Origin of the sequence: Mesonia oceanica (genome assembly GCF_902499555.1) — a bacterium.
Classification (GTDB): Bacteria; Bacteroidota; Bacteroidia; order Flavobacteriales; family Flavobacteriaceae; genus Mesonia; species Mesonia oceanica.
This window is the reverse complement of sequence record NZ_CABVMM010000007.1, coordinates 1-24,330: the sequence shown is the minus strand read 5'-3', so window position 1 is coordinate 24,330 and position 24,330 is coordinate 1. Positions and strand designations below refer to the sequence as shown.

Sequence of the window (24,330 nt, the reverse complement as noted above, 5' to 3'; positions counted from 1 at the left end):
ATGACCCACAAAAGAAACATTAAAAGCTAAATAAGTTTGGCTGTTTTATTTAAATAGTATAAAAAACCCAGAAAGCTAAAACTTTCAGGGTTTTTCATTTTATAAATTTGTGAAGCTTAGCCTACAGGCTGATCTTTTTTGTAAGCATCACTATGAATATTCGCCACAGCCCTACCGGATGGATCGTTCATATTTTTAAAAGACTCGTCCCACTCCAAAGCGGTTGGTGTACTACAAGCAATCGATGGAACCGAAGGCACCGATAATGCGGCAGCATCACTAGGGAAATGTTCTGCAAAAATAGAACGGTAATAATATTCTTCTTTACTGCTCGGTGGCTGAATGGGAAATTTAAAGTGCGCATTAGCTAATTGCTCATCGCTCACTTTTTCATTTACCATTTCTTTTAAGGTATCGATCCAACTGTAACCAACTCCATCAGAAAATTGCTCCTTTTGTCGCCAAGCTACGCTTTCCGGCAAATAGTCTTCAAAAGCTTTACGCAAGACCCATTTTTCGATACGTTCACCATTGATCATTTTGTCTTTCGGATTTAACCTCATGGCCACATCCATAAATTCTTTATCTAAAAATGGTACACGCCCTTCAATTCCCCAAGCACAAAGCGATTTGTTTGCGCGTAAGCAATCATACATATGCAATTTATCAAGCTTTCGAACGGTTTCTTCATGGAATTCTTTATCGTTAGGTGCCTTATGGAAGTACAGATAACCTCCAAAAATCTCATCAGATCCTTCTCCGGAAAGTACCATTTTAATTCCCATTGACTTGATATGACGCGCCATTAAATACATAGGCGTAGAAGCTCTTACTGTAGTTACATCATAAGTTTCTAAATGATAAATCACATCTTTAATCGCATCTAAGCCTTCTTGAATCGTAAATTTTATTTCGTGATGCACCGTATCTAAATGATCGGCTACTTTTTTGGCTGCCGCTAAATCTGGCGAACCTTCTAACCCAATAGCAAAAGAGTGTAAACGTGGCCACCAAGCTTCATCTTTATCTTGACTTTCAATACGCTTTTGTGCATACTTTTTTGCTAAGGCAGAAGTAATGGAAGAGTCTAAACCTCCGGACAACAACACGCCATAAGGAACGTCACTCATTAATTGACGGTGAACAGCTTTCTCCAAAGCTTCCTGCAATTCTTCGATACTCGTTTCATTGCCTTTTACATTTTCGTATTCCATCCAATCACGCTGATACCAACGTTGAAAACCTTCTTCTTTACTTGATAAATAATGCCCGGGAGGGAACAATTCGATCTTCATGCATTTTCCTTCCAAAGCTTTTAATTCTGAAGCTACATAGAAGGTTCCGTTTTCATCCCAACCAATATATAATGGGATAATCCCCATATGGTCACGTGCAATAAGGTATTCATCTGTTTCTACATCGTAAAGTGCAAAGCCGAAAATACCATTCAATTCATCTAAGAATTTCGCTCCTTTTTCTTTATACAATGCGAGTATAATTTCACAGTCAGAATTGGTCTGAAAATTATAATTACCATTTAGCTGATTTCGTAGAGTTAAGTGATTATAAATTTCACCATTGGCAGCAAGTACCAAATTACCATCTTCAGACAACAAAGGTTGTTTTCCCGAAGTGGGATCTACAATTGCCAAGCGCTCGTGCGCCATAATGGCCTTCTCGTTACTGTACACACCGCTCCAATCTGGACCACGGTGACGAATACATTTCGCCATTTCCAGTAACTGAGGTCGTAACGTTTCAGAAGCTTCCTTTAAATCGAAAGCGCAAACAATTCCGCACATAAAGTTACATTTTATAAAAATTAATAAATCATCAACTTCTTCCTTAGAAGCTGATTTTAAATGTTGAATAAACTAATATAAATGAAAAAGTTTAGAAGGAAGTCTTCTTAAATGTGCTTTTCTAAACATTTGTACTATCTGCAATAAACTACTCTTCAAAAAATGAAAAATTCATTTAAATCCAATTTTACTGATTTTTCAAAATTTTACTTTAAATAAAATTCGCCAATTCCCATAATTTAAAACATTAATACAATTATAGCTTTTTATTAAGACTCGAAATGAAGCAATAATAGTAACTTTAATAAAAAAACATATTATGAGTAAGTTTAAAGATAAATCCATCATTATTACCGGTGGTTCAGGAAGTATAGGTTTTGTTACTGCTAAAGAATTGGCCCAAAAAGGAGCTCAAGTTTTATTAGTAGATATTGATGAAAAAGCCTTAAAAGAAAAAGAAGCAGAAGCTAAAAAAGAAAATTTAGAAATTTCTTATGTAGTAGCAGATGTAACAAAAGCAGAAGACGTTAAAAAGTATGTAGCTACTTGTATTGAGCGTTATGGAAAAATAGACTGTTTCTTTAATAATGCAGGGATAGAAGGTAAAGTTGCCCCCATGCATGAATATCCCGATGATGTCTTTGATAAAGTAGTCGCCGTAAATATAAAAGGAACTTATTTAGGTATGAAATACGTAATTCCGGAAATTAAAGATGGCGGAAGTATTGTAATTACATCATCTGTTGCCGGCTTACAAGGATCTCCAAATATGGTACCTTACATTACCACTAAGCATGCTGTAATTGGAATTATGCGAACTGCGGCTTTAGAATTAGCAGAACGTAATATTCGTGTGAACACGGTGAACCCAGGCACTGTCGATAATCGTATGATGCGTTCTATAGAAGAAGGTGTAAATCCCGGTCACGGTAATGAAGTAAAAGAAGCTTATACCGCAACCATCCCATTAGGAAGGTATGCTACTCCGGAAGATATTTCACATATGGTTTGTTATTTATTTTCTGATGACAATACGTATGCCACAGGGCAAACATTTGTAGTTGATGGCGGAATGAAAGCTTAATCAACTAGAATTAAGATAAGGGGGAACTAAACATTCCCATTTATATGAAATTATGAAAGCAATAGTTATTACAGAAGCAGGCGGACCTGAGGTTTTAAAGCTACAAAAAACGGATAAGCCTGCTCCCAAAGAAAATGAAGTTCTTGTTAAAATAAAAGCTGCCGGGGTAAACCGAAGTGATATTTTAACCCGTGAAAACCCTGATGCTTATGGTGAGGATTTGCCATCTGCTCAAATACCGGGATTGGAAGTTGCCGGGATTGTTGAAGAGGTTAAATCTAAAAATTCTAAGTTGAACGTTGGTGATAAAATTTGTGCCCTCGTTGCCGGCGGCGGTTATGCTGAATATATTTGTGTAGATGAACGCTTGTGCTTACCAATACCCAAGGGTTTAAGTTTTGCTGAAGCAGCTTCTTTACCGGAGGTGATTTTTACAGTTTGGTTCAATTTATTTCAAAAAGCAAAACTTACAAAAGGAGAAAAATTACTTATTCACGGTGGTACAAGTGGGATTGGAGTGATGGGTTTACAAATCGCTCAAGCATTAGGTATTACTACTTATGCTACCGCAGGTTCTTCAGAAAAAATAGATTTTTTAAAGAAAATCGGAGTTTCCAAAGCTATTCATTATAAAAAAGAAGCTTTTTCAGAAATTCTAAAAGAAGAAAAGCTGGATGTGATTTTAGATATGGTCGGTGGTGACTACACAAATAAAAACTTAGAATTACTTCAATCTAAAGGGAGATTAGTAAACATTAATGCTATGAAATCTGCAAAAGTAACTATTGATTTATGGCAAATAATCTCGAAAAACCTCATCTTAACCGGAAGCCTTCTAAAACCTCAACCCATTAACGTAAAAGCTAAAATTGCTAAAGAAGTTGAAACCACGGTATGGCCTTTATTTAAAGACAAACAAATAAAGCCTTTTATAGAAAAAACTTTTCCGTTAGAAAAAGCCGGAGAAGCTCATCAATTAATGGAAAGCAGTAGCCATATTGGTAAAATTATTCTAAACGTTGATGAATAGAAATGACATTCCTCATCATTAAGCATCTGATTATTAATTAAATTTAAATCAAAAAATGAAAACTTTAGAAGACAAAGTTGCCTTAATCACCGGAGCTGGTTCAGGCATTGGTAAAAGTACGGCCTTATTATTCGCTGAACACGGTGCTAAAATTATAGTAACCGATATAAATGAAGAGCACGGAACTAGTGTAGTAAAAGAAATTGAATCCAATGGTGGAGAAGCAATATTCATAAAGGCAGATACTTCAAAGCCAAAAGATTCTGAAATGACTGTTCAGAAATCAATTGAAAAATTCGGAAAGCTAGACATTGCTGTTAACAATGCAGGAATTGGAGGACCCGCTGAACCGATAGGAAACTATCCTATTGATGATTGGGATAAAGTGATAAGCATTAACCTATCGGGTGTATTTTACGGAATGCGCTATCAATTACCCGAAATGGAAAAAGCAGGAAAAGGAAGTATTATTAATGTTGCTTCCATTTTAGGACAAGTGGGTTTTGCCAATAGTTGTGCGTATGTTGCTGCAAAACATGGCGTGGTAGGTCTTACCAAAAATGCTGGAATAGAATATGGGAAAACCGGGGTTCGTGTAAATGCGGTGGGGCCCGCTTTTATTGAAACCCCACTGGTAAAAGATTCCCTTTCTGAAGAGGCTTATAATTCTTTGGCGGAGATGCACCCAATGGGAAGATTAGGCAGACCTCATGAGGTAGCCGAATTATTTTTATGGCTTGCCAGCGATAAAGCTTCTTTTGCTACTGGAGCATATTACCCTCTTGATGGTGGGTACTTAGCGAAGTAATACAACTTTGAATCTATTAAAATAATAGAAACTAGCTCAACTTTGTTGGGTTATTTCTATTATTTTATCTTTTGTAATTGGTTTGGTGAGATATCCTTTTACGCTTTTATATTCTTTAGCTTTTTCTATATCTGAATAGGCAATAGAAGAGGTTGCTAAATATATTTGTGAAATTTCTATTTGTTCATCATTTAAGCGTTTTAAAAATTCCCATCCATCCATTTGTGGCATGTTGATGTCGAGTAAAAGCACATGGCAATCACATCTGGTCTTTTTATAATATTCATAGGCATCTTCTCCATTATAAAAAGCCTTAATAGAAATAGAGGGATCTATTTTTTTAATTATCTTCTTCATAAGAAGTTGGTAAACTTTATCATCATCTACTATACAAATCTCCATAACTATTTCTTAAAATAAAGGGTAAAGGTAGAACCTATATTTATTTCACTGCTCACTTCTATTTTCCCTCCCATTGCCTGCATTTGATTATTGGTTACAAACAAACCAATCCCCCGGGAATTTTTAAAATCGGTAAACGTTTTATACATCCCAAATAAATTGCTTTTGTTTGTCTCTAAGTCTATCCCTATACCATTATCACTAATTTCTAATATCTTAAATTTTTCATCTTCGCTAAAGGTAATTTTTATCTCAGATTTTTTATCAGGGTCTCTATATTTTACCGCATTAGACATAATATTTAACAGAACACTTTGTAAATAGGCAGAATTAAACCACACCTTTTTATCTTGAGGCACATTTACACGAAGGTCTATATCGTTAATTTTTATTTCTCTATGAAGTATTTTTATGACTCTATTTATAAAATCATATAAAGTTAAATCACTAATAATGCCGTTCGAATTTTTATGAATGTGAACTACTTCATTTAAATCTTTTAAGGTCTCGTTTAACGAAATAGCAACATCTTCTATAAGTTGGAGCATTTCCCGCATCTCCTCCTCTGAATCTACCTCTTTTAAGTGTGTGACTAAACCTTGTATATTACTGGAATGTGATCTTAAATTATGCGAAACGATATAAGAGAAGTTGAGTAACCTCTCGTTTTGTTCTACCACCATCTGGTGAGAGTGTTGTAGGTTAATCAATGCTTGTCTTTTTTCTGTAACATCTACCAGCGTACCTTTAATCTTATGAAGCTTCCCATTTTCTTCTTCGCATTCTACCCTACCCAAAATATGTAAAACTTCTTCTTTTCCGTCTTTATTTCTTGTAATGCGTGTTTCAAAAGTAGAACCTTTTTTAGTCTCTAGAATTTTTTTTATCTGTCGCTTGTAAAGCTTTTTATCGTCGGGATGGACTTTTTGAACGATTAGATGTGAATTGAGGTTTTGTTCTTTACCAAAATTAAAAATTTCATACATCCTATCTGACCAGGTAATTTTATCGGTTTCTAATTCCCACTCCCAATATCCAAGTCTGGAAACCCTAATAGCCATTTGCATTCTACTTTGCAAATGTTTAAGTTTATTTTCTGCCAGTTTTCTTTTGGTAATATCTTCTATAAATAAAATATGTGTTTTCTTTAAGTTTAAGCTTAAGGTTGAATTGGTGATTCTAATATGTTTTTCAGAATTATTTTTGGTACTAAGCTTTGCTTCAAACTTTTCATGATTAAGTATCTTTTGAAACGAGCTACCTTTTAGACTAATCAAATTTGAAAATTTCATTCTGGAAATTTCATAAAAAGTATATCCCGTCATTTCTAAAAATCGAGAGTTTACCTCTAACACTCCTTCATTTTCATCTATATGAACAATTCCTAAACCAGCTTCTTTAAAAATTGCTCTATATTTTACTTCAGAATGCAGTAACTTTCGGGCTTGAAGTTTAATGTGCCGTTTTAACTGGGCTGGTTTTTTTAAAATTAGAAAAACCGAAAAAGCAAATAAGCAGGATAACACTAATCCAAAAATCAAAAATGGTAAAGCAGAAATATAAGCCTCATAATCACTGTCCATTAAAAGGTAAATTTCCCAATCAGCCTCTTCAAAATATACTTTTGTGGCTTTTTCAAAATCAAAATCATCATTACCATCCGTAAAAATCTTCCTTTTTCTTGTAGTTGGATTTATTTTCGTAAATCTATAATTGAGCCCTTTTTCTTCTAATTCTTGAATGCCTGAATACTTTAAAAAAGTATCCATTTTAATGATCACTACAGAAAACCCCCAAAATTCATTATTTATAAAAATAGGAAGCCTACCTATAATCCCTTCTCCCCCTTGTTTTAAATTTAAAGGACCTGCAAAATGCATTTTCCTATTTTCAATAGCTTTGTAAGCTTCTATTCTAGAATATTCATATTCTAAAATATTTAGTCCAATTGCCGCTTTATTTTCCTCATAGGGATAAACATATTTTACCACACCACCGCGAACTAATTCAACCCCATCAATATACGTATTGGTCTCTATAAGTTTCTTAGCAACATTTTCGAAATTTTTGGGATGACCACTATTATCAATAGTTAATGCCAAAGAGAGGGTCGTAACATAACCACTTTTTAAAATTTGGTCAATGTTAGATTCAACATTATACAAAATGTTCTCTTTCTCTTGTTCTTCTTTTTCATTATAAATAGTGTAATCTTTTATAAAAATAAGTAAGGAAAGAAAAAATACCACACTAAAAGCACATGCTGAAACGAGCTTTGGATGGTTATAAAACCAATTATTGAATTTTTGGTTATCCCTTAATTTCATCTAAGAACTTGGTTGATTTCTATAAATTTAAATAAACTATCAAATTAAGCAAGTTTAAAGTAAGGTATTTATGATATACTACTCCCTGTTATTAATATTTTATACAATAATTAAGAAAAATTAAGCATTAAATTAACACATTATCAATACATTTAAATTAAAAGCAAATTATGTCAAAATCATATTATGACCCCGCAGATCTAAGAAAATTTGGTGAAATCACAGAATGGAGCAAAGAACTTGGAGAAAAGTTTTTTGATTATTACGGAAAGGTTTTTGAAGAAGGAAAACTTTCTGCCCGAGAAAAATCACTCATTGCGTTAGCGGTTTCCCACGTGGTAAAATGTCCCTACTGTATTGATGCCTACACCAAAGATGGTTTGCAGCGTGGTATTACAAAAGAAGAAATGATGGAGGCCGTGCACGCAGGAGCGGCCATAGAAAGTGGCGCCACCCTTGTTCACGGCGTACAAATGATGAATAAATACAAAAAACTATCGATGTAACTTAAAACTGAAAAGCTCCTTTTTTCGTTACATATCTCAACCAAAATACATCATTTTATGAGTACCAAATCTCTCTCTGCTAGAAATAATGAATTATCCAATCCTGCAAAACAATTGGAGTTTTTAAACGATGGATTATTTGCAGAAGGAGAGCTCCCTACCTTTAAAAACAAATTGGAAAAATCTGATAGCGCACCCCTCCAACCAAAAAAATTAGAAATACTTCAACTTAACTTAGGGTATATGTGCAATCAGGTTTGTTCGCATTGTCATGTAGATGCCGGTCCCGACCGAAAAGAAATTATGACAGTAGAGACCATGCAGCATTGTCTAGAGGCGATTAAAAAAACCGGAGCACACACCTTAGATTTAACTGGAGGAGCTCCGGAAATGAACCCTAATTTCCGTTGGTTTGTAGAAGAAGCTTCCAAAGCAGGAATCAACGATTTTATCGTTCGCTCGAACCTCACCATTATCGTCGCCAATAAAAAGTATTACGATTTACCTGAATTTTTTAAGAAACACAATGTTCATGTAGTTTCTTCCTTACCTTTTTATAAAAGGGAAAAAACAGATCAACAACGGGGGGAAGGCGTTTTCGATAAATCTATCAAAGCATTAAAAATGCTGAATGAAGTAGGTTACGGAAAAGAAGGCAGCGGACTAAAACTGGATTTGGTGTACAACCCTTCCGGAGCTTTTTTACCCACCAATCAAGAAGCCATGGAAAGTGATTTTAAAAAAGCGCTTTGGGAAGATTTTCAAATTGAATTCAATAATCTTTTTGCCATTACCAATCTACCCATTAGTCGGTTTTTAGAATACCTCATCGCTTCAGAAAATTACGAAGATTATATGTATGAATTGGTAAACGCCTACAATCCTACTGCCGTGAAAAACGTCATGTGCAGAAATACACTTTCCATAAGTTGGGATGGTTGGCTCTATGATTGTGATTTTAACCAAATGTTAGAGCTCAAAGTAGCCAGTAAGATTAAACACATTAGCAATTACGACGAAGCTGTTTTAGAAAACAGAAATATTATCACCTCACAACATTGTTATGGTTGTACAGCCGGTGCAGGAAGTAGTTGTCAAGGATCGGTGGCGTAATGAGGTTTTTTATCAATATCTTATTCTTCATCACTTTTATAAGTTACTCGCAAGATTCGTTAAACAATCTTTTAGAGCGAAGTACCAAACATTCCATTCCCTTTATTTCAGTAGAACAATTAAAGGCCCATCAACAAAACTTTCTGTTATTAGATGCCCGCGAATGGGAAGAGTTCCATATCAGTCATCTTCAAAATGCCTTATGGGTAGGATATAAAAATTTTTCTGCGGAAGAAATTCAGCAACAAATAAAAAATAAAGAAACTCCTATTGTTGTTTATTGTTCCTTAGGGATTCGGTCTGAAAAAATTGGAGAACAACTTAAAAAATTAGGCTATAATAATATTCAAAACCTTTACGGAGGCATTTTCGAATGGAAAAATAAAGGTTATCCGGTTTTCAACAACCAAGAACAAATCACCGAAAAAGTCCACGCTTTTAATAAACGTTGGGGAAAATGGCTCCATAATGCCGAAAAAGTTTACGAATGAAAAATAAAAACCTATTGCTCATCTTCACCAAAAATCCCGAATTGGGCAAATGCAAAACCCGCTTAGCGAAAAGTATTGGTGATGAAGCTGCTTTATCCATCTATAAACATTTATTACAACACACCGCTAGCGTTTCACATCAAGTAAATTCAGACAAACAGGTTTTCTATTCAAAAGAAATTATTCAGGAGGATGATTTCGATTCAAACTTATTTCAGAAAAAACTTCAACAAGGAAAAGATTTAGGAATAAGAATGAGTAACGCTTTTGCAGAAGCTTTTCAAGAAGGCTACCAAAAAGTAATTATTATTGGAAGCGATTTATACGATTTACATTCAGAAACTATCGAAGAAGCTTTTCAAAATTTAGACACTCATGAAGTGGTGATTGGTCCGGCCAAAGACGGCGGATATTATTTATTGGGAATGAAATCGTTTATTCCTGAAATTTTTCAGCAAAAAAAATGGAGTACAGCTACTGTTCTTCAAGATACGTTAGCAGATTTAAAAAGTAAAAAAGTAACTTTGTTAGCAACCAAAAACGACATCGACACTTTTGAAGATATTAAAGGCATTAGTGTTTTTCAACAATATTTAAAATTATGAGATACATAGAACAAACGGTAAAATATTTAAAAAATAAAGGATTTAAAGCTCCTGAAGTCGGAATTATTTTAGGAACTGGTTTAGGCAAGCTTTTACAAGAAGTAAAAATTATAGAAGAAGTTAGCTATAACCATATTCCCAACTTTCCTACAGCGACCGTAGAATTTCACAAAGGTCATTTAATTTATGGCGAATTAGAAGGCAAAAAAGTAGTGATTATGCAAGGTCGCTTTCATTTATATGAAGGCTACAGTTTACAAGATGTCACTTTCCCAGTAAGGATTATGCACCGTTTGGGAATTAAAAAACTGTTGGTTTCTAATGCGGCGGGGGCTATTAACCCTAAATTTAAAAAAGGGGAAATAATGCTCATTGACGACCATATTAATTTATTGGGTGGTTCTCCTTTAGCCTTTAAAGGCGTTTCTCAATACGGGGAACGTTTTGTAGATATGAGCTGTCCTTACGATCAACAAATGACCCAAAAAATTGAAAGCATCGCCCAAAAACACGATTTAAAATTAAACAAAGGAGTGTATGCTTCTGTCTTAGGACCCCAATTAGAAACCCGGGCAGAATACAGAATGCTTCGAACAATGGGAGCAGATGCTGTTGGAATGAGTACCGTACCGGAAATTATTGTTGCCAATCATTTAAAATTACCGGTGGCTGCCGTTTCTGTATTAACCGATGAAGGTGATCCCGATAATTTACAACCCGTGAATGTAAAAGAGATTATCGCTATGGCAGAACAAGCCGAACCGCAAATGATCATCTTATTTAAAGATTTAATTAGAGAAATTGAAATTTCATGAGCTATTTAGAAACTACCAAAAATGTTTATAAAGAGGCCGCAGAAACGCCCAATGTAGGACTCTGTTGCACGACGAATCCTGTTTGGGAATTGCCGGGTTTAAAAATCCCTAAAATTATGCAGGAGATGAATTATGGTTGTGGAAGCACTGTACATCCCCGTGACTTGGTGAACCAACCCAACATATTGTATGTAGGTGTTGGTGGCGGAATGGAACTCTTACAATTTGCCTATTTCTCCAGACAGAAAAATGGAGTGATTGGAGTAGATGTCGTTGATGAAATGCTCGAAGCGAGTCGAAAAAATTTCAAAGAAGCTGAAGCAACCAATCCGTGGTTCAACTCAGAATTTGTAGAACTAAAAAAAGGTGACGCACTTCATTTACCGGTAGAAGATAATTCAATTGATGTGGCGGCACAAAACTGCTTGTTCAATATTTTTAAAACTGAAGAATTGAAAAAAGCCATTGCAGAAATGTACCGGGTTTTAAAACCTCACGGAAGATTGGTAATGAGCGACCCTATTTGTGAACAACCGATGAATGAAGAACTCCGTAATGACGAACAATTAAGGGCACTTTGCCTAAGCGGAAGCCTACCCATGGCAGAATATGTAAAAATGCTTACCGATGCCGGTTTTGGTACGATTGAAATTAGAGCGAAAAAGCCTTATCGCATTTTAGCCCCTGCCCACTATCCTACCGATGAACTTATTTATATTGAAAGTATAGAAGTAGCAGCCATTAAAGACCCAATGCCTAAAGACGGTCCTTGTGTGTTTACAGGAAAAACAGCTATTTATTACGGACAAGAAGATTTCTTTGACGATAAAAAAGGACACGTTTTATTACAAAACCAACCTTTAGCGGTTTGTGATAAAACAGCTAACGCGCTTCAAAGTTTAAATAGAAAAGATATTTTTATAAGTGAATCTACCTTTCATTATGATGGTGGAGGATGCTGTTAACACAAAAAAACCGCTACCAATTAAGTAGCGGTTTTACTTATTATTATAAAACTACTATCTCGTAATCTCTAAAATTTCAAAAGTCATCGTTCCGTTGGGGACTTTAATATCAGCGGTATCGCCTACTTTTTTTCCTAGCAAACCTTTACCTATGGGAGAATCTACCGAGATTTTTCCCGTTTTTAAATCGGCTTCGCTTTGCGCAACCAATTTATATTTTACTTCGGCACCATTGGTGGTGTTTTTTATCTTTACCGTACTATGAATAAGCACTTTAGAAGTATCTAATTGAGATTCATCAATCACTCTTGCATTCGCTACGACTTCCTCAAGCTTAGAGATTTTCATTTCTAATAATCCTTGCGCTTCCTTAGCGGCATCATATTCTGCATTCTCACTTAAATCACCTTTATCCCGTGCATCTGCAATAGCTTGTGAAGCAGCAGGACGCTCTACATCTTTCAGATGGTTTAATTCATCTTTCAATTTTTTTAATCCTTCTTCAGTATAATAAGATACTTTACTCATAACTTCATCGTTTATATATACAAAAAGAATCCCACGTACCATGGGATTCAACTAAAACAAAGATAATAAATTTTAACAAGCTTAGCAATTATGTTATCTTGCGCCACTAAAATTTTTAAAATGAAAAGTTTACTTGTATTCATGTTTTCCGGATTGATGCTCATAAGCTGTAGTAGTGACGATCACCGACAAAACAACCCCAATCTTCTTAACGTGAATGTAAATTTCATGGTAGATTTAAGCTTACCTCAATATAGTAATCTAAAATTCCCCAGCAATTCGGTGTATGTGGGGCAATATGGCAATGGTGGAATTATTTTAATGAACACCGGAAGTAATTATGTAGCATATGACGCGGCAGACCCTAACCATCCACGAAACGATAGTTGTATTTCGATGGAAGTTGTTGGTGACATTAGATTAAAATGCAGCTGTGAAGGAAATACCTACGATCTTTTTACCGGAAATTTTATTGAAGGAGAAGATTTAGAATATACGCTTTATCCTTATCGAGTGACGGATAATGGCAATGGTACTTTAAGAATAACCAATCGATAATTACTATAAATCTTCCCACCACTTACTTGTTGGGTAATGTTCACCTAACACCACAGGTTCTCCAATTTGAGGAGTGGCTAATTGTATTTTAGAATTTTTAGGGGCCTTTATTAATCGTTGGATGGGTTCTTTCCAAGGATGATGTGCCAATGCAAATTTCGCCCAATGTACCGGAAGAATACATTTAGGCTGAAGGATTTCTGCTATTTTCAATAATTCTTCTGGGAAGCTATGAATGTTAGGCCAGTATTCATCGTATTGACCGCATTCTAAAATGGCTAAATCAAACTTGCCAAACGCATGACCAATTTCTTGAAAATGATTTCCGAAACCAGAATCACCTCCCAAAAATAAACGGTATCCAAACATTTCTAACACATAAGAAGACCAAAGCGAAGTATTCCGTTTTAAGCCTCTTCCTGAAAAATGCCTAGCCGGAGTAGCTGTAATTTGGAATTCTGAAGAAATTTCTGCGCGCTCACCCCAATCCAGTTCTGTTATTTTTTCAGAAGAAATCCCACAGCTTAATAAATCTTTCTTCACGCCTTTTGGCACTATACAGTTCTTGGTTTTCGCTGCTAATTTTTTAAGCGTTTTCTTATCTAAATGATCGTAATGATTATGCGTTTGAATAAGATAATCGATGCTGGGCATCTCTTCTACTCCATAATGATTAGCACCGGCAAAAGCTTTAATCATAAACGAAAATGGTGAAGCATAACCACAAAACACCGGATCTACCAAAATATTGATTTTTCGATATCGAATTAAATAAGAAGAATGCCCAAACCATACGATAGTTGGATGGTGAGCAGGAAGCTTATTCAAGTCTGTTTTCACTATCGGAATTTCTGAACTTGGCTTTATACTTTTTGGCTTTGAAAACTGCTTCTTTAAAATTTTAAAGACAGAAGCTTCTTCAGCCATTTGTGGGGTTTCTTCTATGTTTTGAAACACTCCATCTTTCACTAAAGAAGAAGTAATAGTTGGGTTTTTGGTTATTTTCATGGAATGGTTTTTAAACGCTTCTAAATCCGTTGGGGGTTAATTTTTCATTCTTTTTAAAAAATTTGATGAAGTAAGAAGGATCTTCAAAACCCAAACTCCAAGAAATCTCTGCAATTGTCCAGTTGGTGTGTTTTAACAATGCCCTTGCTTCCAATACAAAGCGTTCGGCAATAAGTGCTGAAGTGGTTTTACCCGTCGCACTTTTTAAAACTTTATTGAGGTAATTATTATGAATGTTTAATTGCTTGGCAAAATCACCGGGAGTCCTTAAATTTATTTTCTGTTGAACAGATTCAATAGGAAACTGGCGTTCTAACAATTCGGAGAACAGGGAAGTAATCCTTTCGGAAGCATTAGAAACGGTTTTTTCTTCATTTTCTAGTTGTGCCGGACGCATTTTTAAGGCTGTATGAATCAATTCAAAAACCAAATTTCGTAATACATCATATTTGTAGGCATATTCAGAATTTATTTCAGTAAACATTTTTTTATAAATCTGTTGAATTTGCTGAAACTCTTCATCATTCAAAGAAAGTATAGGCGTCCCATTAGTTTGAAATAAGGGATAATCTTTAAAATTCCCAAAATCTTCAAAAAACGCTTCAGTAAATACACAAAAAGCCCCGGTTTTATCTTCGGAAAGTGGTTCCCAATTATAAGGAATTTGTGGGTTGGCAAATAACAACATATTATCTTTAACCCTTAAGGTTTTATCTGCATAATGCACCGTATTTTCACCAGAGATAAGACTTATCTTGTAATAATCCTTTCGGCTATAAGGCATCTCTTTAGAGGTTCCGAAATAGTCTTTTAGCTTAAAAACATTAAACTCACCGATCTTTTTAAAAAAATCACTCGGTAAAACCCCCAGTTTTTTTCTATAAAACTCTTCTAAGCTAGTTGTTTTTTCCATCATTATAAATTTAGTCTTAAAGCAAAAACCCACAAAGCAAAATAGTGGGTTTATTGTAAAAGGGAATTAAAAAAACTCTGGTGCATTGTACAGTTTTCCCTTCCAAACCGCCAATTCGAGTAAAAATCGGTTAAGGTTTTTGTATCGAGAATTAGGACTTGAAGCTAAAATTAAGTTCTCGATACAATTTTGCTTCGTTTCACTTCGCAAAATCACTCGAACTGACTAATTTCAATTTATTAATGCATTAAGGATTCATCAATTATAGATTCTGCCCGCCCGAAACTTCTATTCGTTGTCCGTTAATCCATTTTGCCTCTTCGGTACAAAGAAAAGCAACCACTCCTCCAATATCATCCGACTGACCTACTCTCCCCAATGGGATTTGACTACTTACTATTTTATTTACATCTTTATTATCCCTCACTAAACCTCCCCCAAAATCGGTTTCAATGGCTCCGGGAGCAACCACGTTAGAACGAATGCCACGCTTTCCCAATTCTTTTGCCTGATAACGGGTAAGCGATTCAACAGCCGCTTTCATCGCTCCATAAGCACTGTAACCGTGCATGGTAAATCTAGCCAGTCCAGAAGAAATATTTATGATTCCGCCTTCGTTAGCAAGCATAGGCAATAATTGCTGTGTTAGAAAGAAAACGCCTTTCAAGTGAATATTAACAAGTTTATCAAACGTAGCTTCAGAAGTTTCTGCAAAAGCTTCATTGATACCTATTCCGGCGTTATTGACTAAAAAGTCTATTTTTTTAACTTTAAATACTTCAGAAAGCACCCTTTGCAGTTCTTCTTGAAAGTTCAAGAAGTTGGATGTATTGGAAGTATCTAATTGCAAGGCTACCGCTCTTTGACCTTTATCTTTTATTGCTGAAACCACTTGATGGGCTTCTTCTTTATTCTGATGATAGGTAAGGATAACATCTAAACCTTTTTCGGCTACTTTTAAAGCCATATTTTTTCCTAATCCTCGACTTCCTCCGGTAATTAAAACTAATTTGTGATTCATCTTTTTCTTCTTTTTTGATTACAGGACAAAAGTAGGATTGGAACCCTCGTTGAGTATAGTGCTATTCAAACCAAGCATGGTAAAATTCAAACAAAAAAGGCTTTCCGTTTCCGGAAAGCCCTTCAATTGAATGGTTAGTTAGTTAGTTCAATTTAAAATTTTAAGGTAATGCCTGCTAAAAAGTTTATTGTAGCTTGAGGATAATATATAATATACTCACTGCTATAGAAGTTTCCATTAGAAATATAATTGACATCAAAAATATTATTGACTAAACCTGTAAATACGACTTCTTTAAAAAGGGGAGCTTTATCCCAAACATACTGTACATTGAAATCGTTCACAAAATAAGATTCCAGCTTAGAAGCTTTTAATTCCAAGTTGGTCATATATTGTTCTCCTACGTATTTAGATAACCAATTAAGTTGAAGATTTCTTGCGGGAGAAATTCGAATTATATTTCCTGCTATAATGTTAGGAGAATAAGCAATATCGGTATCACCAAGGTTTTGTTGAATATCATCATCAAAACCAACAAAATCTTTGTTCTTATTCTGGCTAACTGCTATATTTGGTCTCAAGGACAACCAATCGTTTACTTGAATATTGGCATCTACTTCCAATCCTAACCGATAGCTTTTACCACTATTTTTTCTAATCGCCGCTCCTTCTTCATCAATTTCCCCGGTCAACACCAATTGGTCTTTATAATTCATAAAGTATAAATTGGTATTTACTTGCGTTTTTCCTGATTTAAAACGCCAACCCAATTCATAATCTACCAAGCGCTCTTCCGTGGGCTCATTTTCACCATTCTTAAAAGCATCTTCATAATCTGAACGTGAAGGTTCACGATGAGCTACTGCTACCGATCCATACAACTGATTTTCTTCATTGAACTGAAACGTAAACCCTCCTTTAGGATTGAAGAAACTGAAGTTAGCATCGATAGGAAAATCAGGGAGTTCTTGTGTGGGCCCATTCCCTTCATAATTAATGGTTCTTATTTGTAAATCTCCATAAACCGCCAATTGATCTGTTAAAGAAACTGTTGCTTTGGTGTACAAATTAAAATCTGTCTTTACCGCATTGTTTTCGTAAAACGGCTCATAAGGATCGTTATTTCTTGCAAACCTAGTGTAAATTACTTCTCCAAAGTGATCGCCATCATAACGGTTCCAACCACCGCCAACAATAGCATCTACTGTATTATTTTGGTAGTTTACGCTAAAAGTAGTTCCGTAAAAATGATTATCTAACCAACTCGTGTTTACTAAATCTGATTTTGTTACTTCTTCCCCATTCGCCATAAACGGTTCTAGACCAAAGTTGGTTAAAACTCTATCTACTTCATATTCTTCATAATAACCTTTTCCTCGTGTATAATGAAAAGCCAAATTAGAAGACCAGTTTTTATTGTATTTCTGATTCCATAAAAGCTGATAATGATCTTGTTGGTAATTATCGGTTTGATTATTATAAAACTTCACATTTCCATTTTCATCAGTGTACCTTCCGGCAGGATTATAAGTTCTCCCAAGCGAATCAATTTCTTGTTGAGTTACTCCATACCAAGCTTGATAAGTTCGTTCTTTACCTCCAAACATAATGGCTTTTACGAGGGTTCCATCGTTTACATAGCTTCCTTGTAAGAAGTACGATTTTAAGTCTGACTCAGCACGATCAATATACCCATCACTTTTAATTTGTGAAGCACGCCCGGCAAATTCCCAATGATCATTAAATAATCCTGTACTAAATTTTACCGTATGTTTATGCGTATTGTAAGACCCGTAACTATTGGCCACTTCTGCATAAGCTTCTTCGCTATACCGGTCGGTTAAAATATTAATACTGGCCCCAAAAGCTCCGGCTCCATTAGTTGAAGTCCCTACTCCCCGTTGTAGTTGTATATTTTCTGTGGAGGAAGCAAAATCTCCCATATTTACCCAAAAAGTTCCTTGACTTTCAGCATCGTTTATCGGAATCCCATTTACGGTTACATTGGTTCGTGTCGCATCACTACCACGTACCCTGATTCCGGTATAACCTACACCATTTCCAGCATCGGTAGTGGTAACTACCGAAGGCAAATAATTCATTAAAACAGGAATATCTTGCCCGAGGTTACGTTCTTCAATTTCTTCATTGGTTAAATTGCTATAGGTAATGGGCGAATCGGCATCTACCCGAATGGAAGAAAGAAAGACTTCCTCTAAACTCTCGTGTGTTCCTGTAAGATCTACATCTAAAGTTTGATCTCCGGTCAGTTCGACTTCTACTGTTTTTTGATTTCCGTAGCTAAAAATAAGCGTGTAATTCCCTTCTTCTAATGCTAAAGAATAAAATCCGTTAAAGTCCGTCGTTGTTGCTTTACTGCTGTTTTTCACCGTGATATTGGCGCCAGGTAAAGCCGTGTTGTTTAAAATAACTGTACCGCTAAGTGTGTAGGTTTCTTGTGCGATACCGAGTAGGCTTATAAAGCAAAAGCCTACTAAAAATAATACATTTTTCATCCGTAATTTGTTTTACGAATAAAAGGGGCGATTATTCTTAGGTTTTAGATTAAATTATAAAATAAAAAATCCTGAAAAAACTTCTACCATATAAAGTTTATTCAGGAGTAACATACGATTGTTGAAAGACCGCTAGCAAGTCTTTCTTGTCCCTTGGCAGCATTACCTGCCCAGGTTCATCGGGTATGATCTCAGCCACAATGGCACCCCTTTGAGATTTGCAGCAAACTTAGGAGTTAATTTTTAATTTACAATAATTTTAAGGCGTTTTTATTTCTCGAGCCAGTATTTTTGAATTTATGGTGAAAAACACTAAAAAATCGATAACTTTTAAAGTCCTTCTAGGATATATTTTGCTTACGGTTTTTGCCGGGATTACGATATGGTTTATTTATGGTAAAATTGAAACCCTTACCAAAACAAATAAAGTAGGAAGTATCAATAACCAGCGGTTATTTTTAATTAGTGAAGCGGTCACCAATTTATATACTGCAGAAGGGATTAGCCGAAATATTATCCAGAATAAAAAATCAGAAAAGATAAGTGATTTCAATGCGCAACTCGACACCATTGGAGTACTCATCGATTCGTTAAAGCAAACCTATCCTTCCCAAACTGAGACAAAGGAAAGTTTGGATAGCATCCAGCAATTACTTTTGCTGAAGAAAGAAAACTTATTAGATCTGTTGGCGCTTCGTAAAGAACAAGGAAGTGAAAACTATTACGATCGGGTGTTAAATGAACTGGAAAAAACCAATTATATTTTTGAGGATGATAATTACGAAGAACGACTAAAAGAATACAAACCCCACGTTCGGGAAGTTTTGGTGAAGTATTTGGAATATGCCAAAAAAGACAATGCCAACCGACTTACCCAGCAATCGGCCGATTCGTTAATCAATACGATGAAACAGGTGCTGAGCCGTTTGGAAAATGAAGAAATTGAGTATCAAAATTCGGTGATTTCCAAAGAAAATGAACTGCTGGAAAACGATAGAAATCTAACGGCACAATTAAGAAAACTACGTTCACAAATTGAACAGGAAGAAGTTCAGAAATCGGTATTACAAGTAGCTCAATCTCAAGAAGCGTTAGAAGACACCTCTAATCTAATGATTGTTTTGGGAGTAGCTTGCATACTTACCATTTTGCTTTTTGTAGTTCTAATTCTAAAAGACACCAACCGTAGCCAACTTTACCGTAGCGAATTGGAAAAAGCCAAAGCTTATGCCGAACTTTTATTAAAACGTCGCGAACAGTTTATGGCTACCGTAACACACGATTTACGTTCGCCATTAACGACCATTACCGGCTATTCTGATTTGCTATATAAAACGGATTTATCTGAAAAACAGTCGCATTACTTAGAAAAACTTCAGAAATCTTCCGGTTATATTTTACATTTGGTAAACGACTTATTGGACTTTTCTAAACTGGAAGCCGGAAAAATGCAGGTTGAAAAGCTTCCATTTACGCCTAAAAATTTAATTAAAGACAGTATTGACGGCGTCATTCCTTCAGAAGATCCTAAAAATTTAGAAATACAACTGAAGTTAGAAGATTCATTTGAAAATTCTTATTTGAGTGATCCTTTTAGAATTCAACAGATCTTAACTAATTTACTGGGAAATGCATACAAATTCACTCAAGAGGGGAGTATAAAAATCGCTGGGGTTTTAGATACTTCTTCTATTAAAACCAATAAATTAAAAATTACCATAGAAGACACAGGAATCGGAATTTCTAAAGAACAAGAGCAACGCATTTTTGAAGAATTTTCGCAAGCCAAAGCTTCTATTGAAAAACAATATGGTGGTTCTGGTTTAGGTTTGGCCATTACCAAAAAACTAGTGAATTTATTAGACGGAGAGATTTACCTAGAAAGCAACCCCGGTCAAGGAAGTAAGTTTACGGTATTTATTCCGGTGGAAAATGCCAAATATACTTCGACGAAAGAAAATGCTAAAGAAGTAAAGATTTTAGACACGAAAGGGAAAAAACTGTTTATTCTGGACGACGAACTTACCCAATTGGCACTTACGGGAGAAATCGTGAAACAAGCCGGTTTTGAGATTATGGCTACAGAAAAACCTGAAGAAGCTTTACGTCTTCTCAAAAATGGTGCTTTTGATTTGATTCTTTCTGATATTCAAATGCCAAAAATGAATGGATTTGAATTGATCAGGAAACTGAAAAAAGATAAAAAATTAAAACATATCCCGGTAATTGCACTTTCCGGAAGAACAGAAATTAGTCAGCGTGTTTATACCGAAAAAGGCTTTGAAACCAATGTGATTAAACCTTACGAAGCAGGAGAATTGCTTATTAAAATCGCCAAGGTTTTAGACTTGCCTTATGAAGAATTTAGTAGAAAAGCCACCTCAAAAAAGCCTGAAAGAGAAAATACCTCCAAATTGTATGACTTGCAAGATTTAAGGGTCTTTTCTGATGGCGACGAAGAATCCTTAACGATATTGCTTCAAACTTTTATAGAAAATTCTACAAAAAATTGTGAAGATTTACAGAAGGCTTCGGAAGAAAAAGACACTCAGCAAATTGCTTTCGTAGCCCATAAAATGCTACCGATGTTCCGGCAATTAAAAGCAAAAAATGTTATCCCCATTGTCGAAAAACTAGAACAACAACACGAATTACAACTCCGCTTAAAAGAGGTATTAGCACTCGTCAAAAAAGCGATTGTGGAAGTTAAAAAGTTATTGGAAGCTTTACAGAGTGAGATTAAAGCTTGATATCGTATTGCTTCAATTTATTATATAGCGTTTTTCTATCGATATTTAAGATTCTGGCAGCTTTACTTTTGTTACCATCAGCTTCCTCCAGTGCATCTAAAATGAGTTCTTGTTCATTTTTGTTTTTAAATAAACTATAACTTTCTTTTTCGGTGGTTGCTATATGCATTTGGTTTGGTAAAACTTCGGTGGTAATCAATTTATCTTGCGCCAATAAAACCGAACGCTTTATCGTGTTTTGCATTTCCCGTAAATTTCCCGGCCAAGCATAGGTGGTAAATAATTCTAGCACATCATCAGAAAAACCTACAATCTCTTTTTCTAATTCTTCATTGGCTTTTTCCAAGAAATGATTGGCAAAAAGCATCAAGTCTTCTTTTCGTTTTTTAAGCGCTGGCACCTGAATACTGAATTCATTTAAACGGTGATAAAGATCTTCGCGGAAATCGCCATTTTCAACCGCTTTCTTTAAATCTTCATTAGTTGCAGCAATTACCCGAATATCTACCTTGATCTCCTCATTACTCCCGACGGGTTTTATTTTTCGTTCTTGTAATGCCCGAAGCAATTGAACTTGCAAATCGTAATTAAGATTTCCTATTTCATCTAAAAACAAAGTTCCTTTATTGGCCGCTTGAAAATGCCCGGTTTTATCGTTTACCGCTCCTGTAAATGAACCTTTGATATGACCAAAAAATTCACTCGAGGCAATTTCTTTAGGTATCGCTCCACAATCTACCGCCACAAATGTTTCATTGGCACGTTTACTCTGATCGTGAATATTCTTGGCGACGTACTCTTTTCCAGTACCACTATCTCCAATAATCAATACCGACATATTGGTGGGGGCCACCAATTTAATATAATCGTTCAATTTTTTAGAAGCATCACTTACCCCACCCACATAACTCGTAGTATCTTGAGGGGTAATTTCTTTTCGTGTAGATTTAGTACCGGTTTGCTTTTGTTGCATTTCCTCTTTACCCGACAATGCTTTCTGAATAGTTTCCAGCATTTTTTCAGGGTTAATAGGTTTGGATATATAATCGAAAGCTCCCGTTTTTATAGCATCTACCGCAAGGTTCACTTCAGCATAACCCGTCATTAAAATTACTTTGGTTTTCGGGAATTTATCGGTAACCGTTTTTAGAATGGTGTTTCCGTCTTTATCGGGAAGTCGTACATCGGCTAAAATAATATCGTAGAAACTTTCATTTATTTTTGTCATTGCATCGTTTCCTGTATGGGAAACGCTAACTTGAAACCCTTTTTTTGATAAAAAAGTCTCCAACATTTTGCAAAATGCTACATCGTCTTCTACTATTAAAACTCTAGCCATAAAGATTGCTTATTGCACAAAATTAGAAAATATGACGGCTTGCCTGTGTAAAATAATCATAAAAAAAGAGGTCAACCTAAATTGACCTCTTCTAAGGGCAGTAAAAAATTACTGTTGGGTAACCTCGTTAATGATATAAATAAACAAATAACTTCCCTATAGTTAGTTTTCAACAAAGTCTAAAAGATCACGCTTAACCATCGTTGAAAAATATCATTTTTGGTTACCAAAAAAATTAATTCTTAAAAATTACTATGCTTCTTTACTGCCCCCTATCTTAAACAAACGCCAATCCATTTAAGAAGTTCATGATTGCTTTTATAATTATTAGGCGGAAGGTTTTATCCACTTTCCTTCGACACTCGCATAAACGGTTTTTGGAGTGCTTTCTGTACCGGTTTTTATTTCCAATTTATATTCGTCCTTACTATTTTTATAAGCTTTGGTAATTTTAGCTCCTTTAAAGTCACTAGCTACTGCCGCCACTATGGGAGCAGGAACCTGACTTACATCTACAGGTTGAAAAGTTTCCTGTTCTTTGCTTTCTTCGCTCATTATTTCAACGCTATTCTCTTTGCCCTTTTCTTGAGCTTTTATGCTTGATATTGCACATAAACCTAAGATCGCACAACAAGTGATTAACTTTTTCATCTTTTAAATATTTATCGTTTCTTTTAGTTAGATTGAAATAGTTATGCCATTTAAAATTTTATGAATGAAAAAACTCAAAAGACACTTATTTTCAACCCCTTAAACCTTATTTAGCAAAATTTTATTGGAAATACCGAAACTGTAGAAAACAAAAAAACCACAATAGCCCTGTGGATTTTTTACACATTTTTAATAAAAAAGCAGACTTTTAATTTCAATAAAATCACACATTACATCAGGCATGTAATCATGGCTTTCAAAATCACTTAAGCGGATTTTTTCGATTGGCTTTCTTTTCAGATTGAATTCGTTTATCTTTTAAACGTTGTATTTTTGACCTTCGAGAAGGCTTGGTCTTTTTTCTTTTCTTCGGAATTTTCAAAGCATCTTCCAACACCTTAAAGAAACGCTTCACCAATATTTCTTTGTTTTTATGCTGACTTCGGGTATGGTCTGAACTTAATTGAAGGACTTTATCTTTTGTTAATCTGTTATTGAGTTTCCAATGCAATCGTTCTTTTTGCTCTTCAGTAAAAACCTCAGAATCGGTTAAACTCCAATTTAAAACCACTTTTGTACTGGTTTTATTGGCATGTTGCCCACCGGGCCCCGAACTTAAAACTGCTTTAAAATCTGCTTCGTTTAGCAACTCTTCCTTACTACCCAACATTAAACTCACTGGTTTTCATTTAATAAATTAACTACATTTTTTACAAAGTTAAAGGTAATTATTGTAACTTATATAATCGTGGATATTCCAATTCAATAGCCATTTGAGCACTATCAATAATTTGCAAAAGAAATATTCGCTTTATCACCCCAGAGAGGCTGATTCTCAAAAATTTTCCAGAACCAAAAAAATAATCCCACGCATTATCTAGAGATCTATAGGTTTCCTAACGCGTAGTGTAGCTTTTAAAATCAAAACCTACCTATTCTATTAGCACAAACAAAAAAAGCACCCCATATGATATAGAGGGTGCTTTAAATACCATCCCACACAGCACCAAAAGGTCCTGTAAGGTTGTTATAACAGGGCTGTTTTAATTGATCACAATAAATTCACTTCGCCTGTTGAGCTGATGTTCCGCCTCGCTA

22 protein-coding genes are annotated in these 24,330 nt (G+C 35.2%); 11 read left to right on the top strand and 11 right to left on the bottom strand.

Features of this window, described 5'->3' with window-relative positions:
• Positions 1-116 precede the first annotated feature (116 nt).
• Complete coding sequence (gene asnB, locus FVB9532_RS09390) at positions 117-1,802, bottom strand: asparagine synthase B (RefSeq protein WP_150544958.1); 1,686 nt, start codon at positions 1,800-1,802, stop codon at positions 117-119.
• A gap of 319 nt (positions 1,803-2,121) precedes the next feature.
• On the opposite strand from asnB, the gene FVB9532_RS09385 reads away from it, so the two are divergent.
• Genes FVB9532_RS09385 through FVB9532_RS09375 form a run of 3 tightly spaced genes read left to right on the top strand, consistent with a single transcriptional unit; the run spans position 2,122 to position 4,724 of the window.
• Entirely contained in the window at positions 2,122-2,886 is a 765-nt protein-coding gene (locus FVB9532_RS09385; protein ID WP_150544957.1) for an SDR family NAD(P)-dependent oxidoreductase, read from the top strand.
• Positions 2,887-2,938: 52 nt separating this feature from the next.
• Entirely contained in the window at positions 2,939-3,916 is a 978-nt protein-coding gene (locus FVB9532_RS09380) for an NAD(P)H-quinone oxidoreductase (protein WP_150544956.1), read from the top strand.
• Between the two features lie 55 nt (positions 3,917-3,971).
• The gene (locus FVB9532_RS09375; RefSeq protein ID WP_150544955.1) at positions 3,972-4,724 is read left to right on the top strand and encodes an SDR family NAD(P)-dependent oxidoreductase; all 753 of its coding nucleotides are present in this window, start codon (positions 3,972-3,974) and stop codon (positions 4,722-4,724) included.
• A 36-nt stretch (positions 4,725-4,760) separates the two neighbouring features.
• Here the strand turns inward: FVB9532_RS09375 and FVB9532_RS09370 are convergent, their stop codons facing one another.
• Both FVB9532_RS09370 and FVB9532_RS09365 read right to left on the bottom strand, forming a co-directional pair.
• Positions 4,761-5,126 carry a response regulator gene (locus FVB9532_RS09370; protein ID WP_150544954.1) on the bottom strand — a complete coding sequence of 122 codons (366 nt, stop codon included), beginning with the start codon at positions 5,124-5,126 and terminating at the stop codon, positions 4,761-4,763.
• Between the two features lie 2 nt (positions 5,127-5,128).
• A complete protein-coding gene (locus FVB9532_RS09365; RefSeq protein ID WP_150544953.1) occupies positions 5,129-7,453 on the bottom strand; it encodes a sensor histidine kinase in 2,325 nt (774 codons plus the stop codon).
• Positions 7,454-7,623: 170 nt separating this feature from the next.
• Here FVB9532_RS09365 and FVB9532_RS09360 point away from each other — a divergent pair, with 170 nt between their 5' ends.
• Genes FVB9532_RS09360 through arsM form a run of 6 tightly spaced genes read left to right on the top strand, consistent with a single transcriptional unit; the run spans position 7,624 to position 11,948 of the window.
• Positions 7,624-7,959 (top strand): arsenosugar biosynthesis-associated peroxidase-like protein, encoded by a 336-nt coding sequence (locus FVB9532_RS09360; protein ID WP_150544952.1) that lies wholly within the window; start codon positions 7,624-7,626, stop codon positions 7,957-7,959.
• A 57-nt stretch (positions 7,960-8,016) separates the two neighbouring features.
• On the top strand, positions 8,017-9,072 hold the full coding sequence (gene arsS / locus FVB9532_RS09355) for an arsenosugar biosynthesis radical SAM (seleno)protein ArsS (RefSeq protein WP_150544951.1): 1,056 nt from the start codon (positions 8,017-8,019) through the stop codon (positions 9,070-9,072).
• Positions 9,072-9,563, top strand: coding sequence for a rhodanese-like domain-containing protein (locus FVB9532_RS09350; RefSeq protein WP_150544950.1), 492 nt, complete (start codon positions 9,072-9,074; stop codon positions 9,561-9,563). The genes arsS and FVB9532_RS09350 overlap by 1 nt, the downstream gene beginning before the upstream one ends.
• A complete protein-coding gene (locus FVB9532_RS09345) occupies positions 9,560-10,168 on the top strand; it encodes a TIGR04282 family arsenosugar biosynthesis glycosyltransferase (protein ID WP_150544949.1) in 609 nt (202 codons plus the stop codon). Before FVB9532_RS09350 ends, FVB9532_RS09345 begins: the two co-directional genes overlap by 4 nt.
• Positions 10,165-10,983: a purine-nucleoside phosphorylase gene (locus FVB9532_RS09340; protein ID WP_394349651.1), complete on the top strand. Its 819-nt coding sequence runs from the start codon at positions 10,165-10,167 to the stop codon at positions 10,981-10,983. Before FVB9532_RS09345 ends, FVB9532_RS09340 begins: the two co-directional genes overlap by 4 nt.
• Positions 10,980-11,948: an arsenosugar biosynthesis arsenite methyltransferase ArsM gene (gene arsM, locus FVB9532_RS09335; protein ID WP_150544947.1), complete on the top strand. Its 969-nt coding sequence runs from the start codon at positions 10,980-10,982 to the stop codon at positions 11,946-11,948. Before FVB9532_RS09340 ends, arsM begins: the two co-directional genes overlap by 4 nt.
• 54 nt (positions 11,949-12,002) lie before the next feature.
• Here the strand turns inward: arsM and greA are convergent, their stop codons facing one another.
• Positions 12,003-12,476: a transcription elongation factor GreA gene (gene greA, locus FVB9532_RS09330; protein WP_150544946.1), complete on the bottom strand. Its 474-nt coding sequence runs from the start codon at positions 12,474-12,476 to the stop codon at positions 12,003-12,005.
• Positions 12,477-12,596: 120 nt separating this feature from the next.
• On the opposite strand from greA, the gene FVB9532_RS09325 reads away from it, so the two are divergent.
• Positions 12,597-13,034 (top strand): Rieske (2Fe-2S) protein, encoded by a 438-nt coding sequence (locus tag FVB9532_RS09325; protein ID WP_150544945.1) that lies wholly within the window; start codon positions 12,597-12,599, stop codon positions 13,032-13,034.
• Between the two features lie 3 nt (positions 13,035-13,037).
• On the opposite strand, the gene FVB9532_RS09320 is transcribed toward FVB9532_RS09325, so the two are convergent.
• The 4 genes from FVB9532_RS09320 to FVB9532_RS09305 form a co-directional block, all read right to left on the bottom strand.
• Positions 13,038-14,042 (bottom strand): MBL fold metallo-hydrolase, encoded by a 1,005-nt coding sequence (locus tag FVB9532_RS09320; RefSeq protein ID WP_150544944.1) that lies wholly within the window; start codon positions 14,040-14,042, stop codon positions 13,038-13,040.
• Positions 14,043-14,052: 10 nt separating this feature from the next.
• Positions 14,053-14,955, bottom strand: coding sequence for a helix-turn-helix domain-containing protein (locus tag FVB9532_RS09315; RefSeq protein ID WP_150544943.1), 903 nt, complete (start codon positions 14,953-14,955; stop codon positions 14,053-14,055).
• A gap of 262 nt (positions 14,956-15,217) precedes the next feature.
• On the bottom strand, positions 15,218-15,976 hold the full coding sequence (locus FVB9532_RS09310; RefSeq protein ID WP_150544942.1) for an SDR family NAD(P)-dependent oxidoreductase: 759 nt from the start codon (positions 15,974-15,976) through the stop codon (positions 15,218-15,220).
• A 152-nt stretch (positions 15,977-16,128) separates the two neighbouring features.
• On the bottom strand, positions 16,129-18,492 hold the full coding sequence (locus FVB9532_RS09305) for a TonB-dependent receptor (RefSeq protein ID WP_150544941.1): 2,364 nt from the start codon (positions 18,490-18,492) through the stop codon (positions 16,129-16,131).
• Positions 18,493-18,791: 299 nt separating this feature from the next.
• Between FVB9532_RS09305 and FVB9532_RS09300 the strand changes: the two genes are divergently transcribed.
• Positions 18,792-21,242 carry a hybrid sensor histidine kinase/response regulator gene (locus FVB9532_RS09300; RefSeq protein ID WP_150544940.1) on the top strand — a complete coding sequence of 817 codons (2,451 nt, stop codon included), beginning with the start codon at positions 18,792-18,794 and terminating at the stop codon, positions 21,240-21,242.
• Here FVB9532_RS09300 and FVB9532_RS09295 read toward each other — a convergent pair.
• From FVB9532_RS09295 to arfB, 3 genes are all read right to left on the bottom strand, one after another.
• The gene (locus FVB9532_RS09295; RefSeq protein ID WP_150544939.1) at positions 21,232-22,581 is read right to left on the bottom strand and encodes a sigma-54-dependent transcriptional regulator; all 1,350 of its coding nucleotides are present in this window, start codon (positions 22,579-22,581) and stop codon (positions 21,232-21,234) included. The two genes, FVB9532_RS09300 and FVB9532_RS09295, sit on opposite strands and share 11 nt — an antisense overlap.
• Positions 22,582-22,908: 327 nt before the next feature.
• Positions 22,909-23,232 (bottom strand): hypothetical protein, encoded by a 324-nt coding sequence (locus tag FVB9532_RS09290; protein WP_150544938.1) that lies wholly within the window; start codon positions 23,230-23,232, stop codon positions 22,909-22,911.
• Between the two features lie 262 nt (positions 23,233-23,494).
• A complete protein-coding gene (gene arfB / locus FVB9532_RS09285; protein WP_150544937.1) occupies positions 23,495-23,902 on the bottom strand; it encodes an alternative ribosome rescue aminoacyl-tRNA hydrolase ArfB in 408 nt (135 codons plus the stop codon).
• Positions 23,903-24,330: the final 428 nt, after the last annotated feature.

Coding starts and splice junctions, on each gene's coding strand:
- FVB9532_RS09290 (WP_150544938.1), bottom strand. CDS start 23,232: ATGAAAAAGTTAATCACTTGTTGTGCGATCTTAGGTTTATGTGCAATA.
- asnB (WP_150544958.1), bottom strand. CDS start 1,802: ATGTGCGGAATTGTTTGCGCTTTCGATTTAAAGGAAGCTTCTGAAACG.
- FVB9532_RS09360 (WP_150544952.1), top strand. CDS start 7,624: ATGTCAAAATCATATTATGACCCCGCAGATCTAAGAAAATTTGGTGAA.
- FVB9532_RS09345 (WP_150544949.1), top strand. CDS start 9,560: ATGAAAAATAAAAACCTATTGCTCATCTTCACCAAAAATCCCGAATTG.
- FVB9532_RS09320 (WP_150544944.1), bottom strand. CDS start 14,042: ATGAAAATAACCAAAAACCCAACTATTACTTCTTCTTTAGTGAAAGAT.
- FVB9532_RS09375 (WP_150544955.1), top strand. CDS start 3,972: ATGAAAACTTTAGAAGACAAAGTTGCCTTAATCACCGGAGCTGGTTCA.
- FVB9532_RS09370 (WP_150544954.1), bottom strand. CDS start 5,126: ATGGAGATTTGTATAGTAGATGATGATAAAGTTTACCAACTTCTTATG.
- FVB9532_RS09310 (WP_150544942.1), bottom strand. CDS start 15,976: ATGAATCACAAATTAGTTTTAATTACCGGAGGAAGTCGAGGATTAGGA.
- FVB9532_RS09350 (WP_150544950.1), top strand. CDS start 9,072: ATGAGGTTTTTTATCAATATCTTATTCTTCATCACTTTTATAAGTTAC.
- FVB9532_RS09305 (WP_150544941.1), bottom strand. CDS start 18,492: ATGAAAAATGTATTATTTTTAGTAGGCTTTTGCTTTATAAGCCTACTC.
- FVB9532_RS09300 (WP_150544940.1), top strand. CDS start 18,792: ATGGTGAAAAACACTAAAAAATCGATAACTTTTAAAGTCCTTCTAGGA.
- FVB9532_RS09365 (WP_150544953.1), bottom strand. CDS start 7,453: ATGAAATTAAGGGATAACCAAAAATTCAATAATTGGTTTTATAACCAT.
- greA (WP_150544946.1), bottom strand. CDS start 12,476: ATGAGTAAAGTATCTTATTATACTGAAGAAGGATTAAAAAAATTGAAA.
- FVB9532_RS09340 (WP_394349651.1), top strand. CDS start 10,165: ATGAGATACATAGAACAAACGGTAAAATATTTAAAAAATAAAGGATTT.
- FVB9532_RS09315 (WP_150544943.1), bottom strand. CDS start 14,955: ATGGAAAAAACAACTAGCTTAGAAGAGTTTTATAGAAAAAAACTGGGG.
- FVB9532_RS09325 (WP_150544945.1), top strand. CDS start 12,597: ATGAAAAGTTTACTTGTATTCATGTTTTCCGGATTGATGCTCATAAGC.
- FVB9532_RS09295 (WP_150544939.1), bottom strand. CDS start 22,581: ATGGCTAGAGTTTTAATAGTAGAAGACGATGTAGCATTTTGCAAAATG.
- arsM (WP_150544947.1), top strand. CDS start 10,980: ATGAGCTATTTAGAAACTACCAAAAATGTTTATAAAGAGGCCGCAGAA.
- arfB (WP_150544937.1), bottom strand. CDS start 23,902: ATGTTGGGTAGTAAGGAAGAGTTGCTAAACGAAGCAGATTTTAAAGCA.
- FVB9532_RS09385 (WP_150544957.1), top strand. CDS start 2,122: ATGAGTAAGTTTAAAGATAAATCCATCATTATTACCGGTGGTTCAGGA.
- FVB9532_RS09380 (WP_150544956.1), top strand. CDS start 2,939: ATGAAAGCAATAGTTATTACAGAAGCAGGCGGACCTGAGGTTTTAAAG.
- arsS (WP_150544951.1), top strand. CDS start 8,017: ATGAGTACCAAATCTCTCTCTGCTAGAAATAATGAATTATCCAATCCT.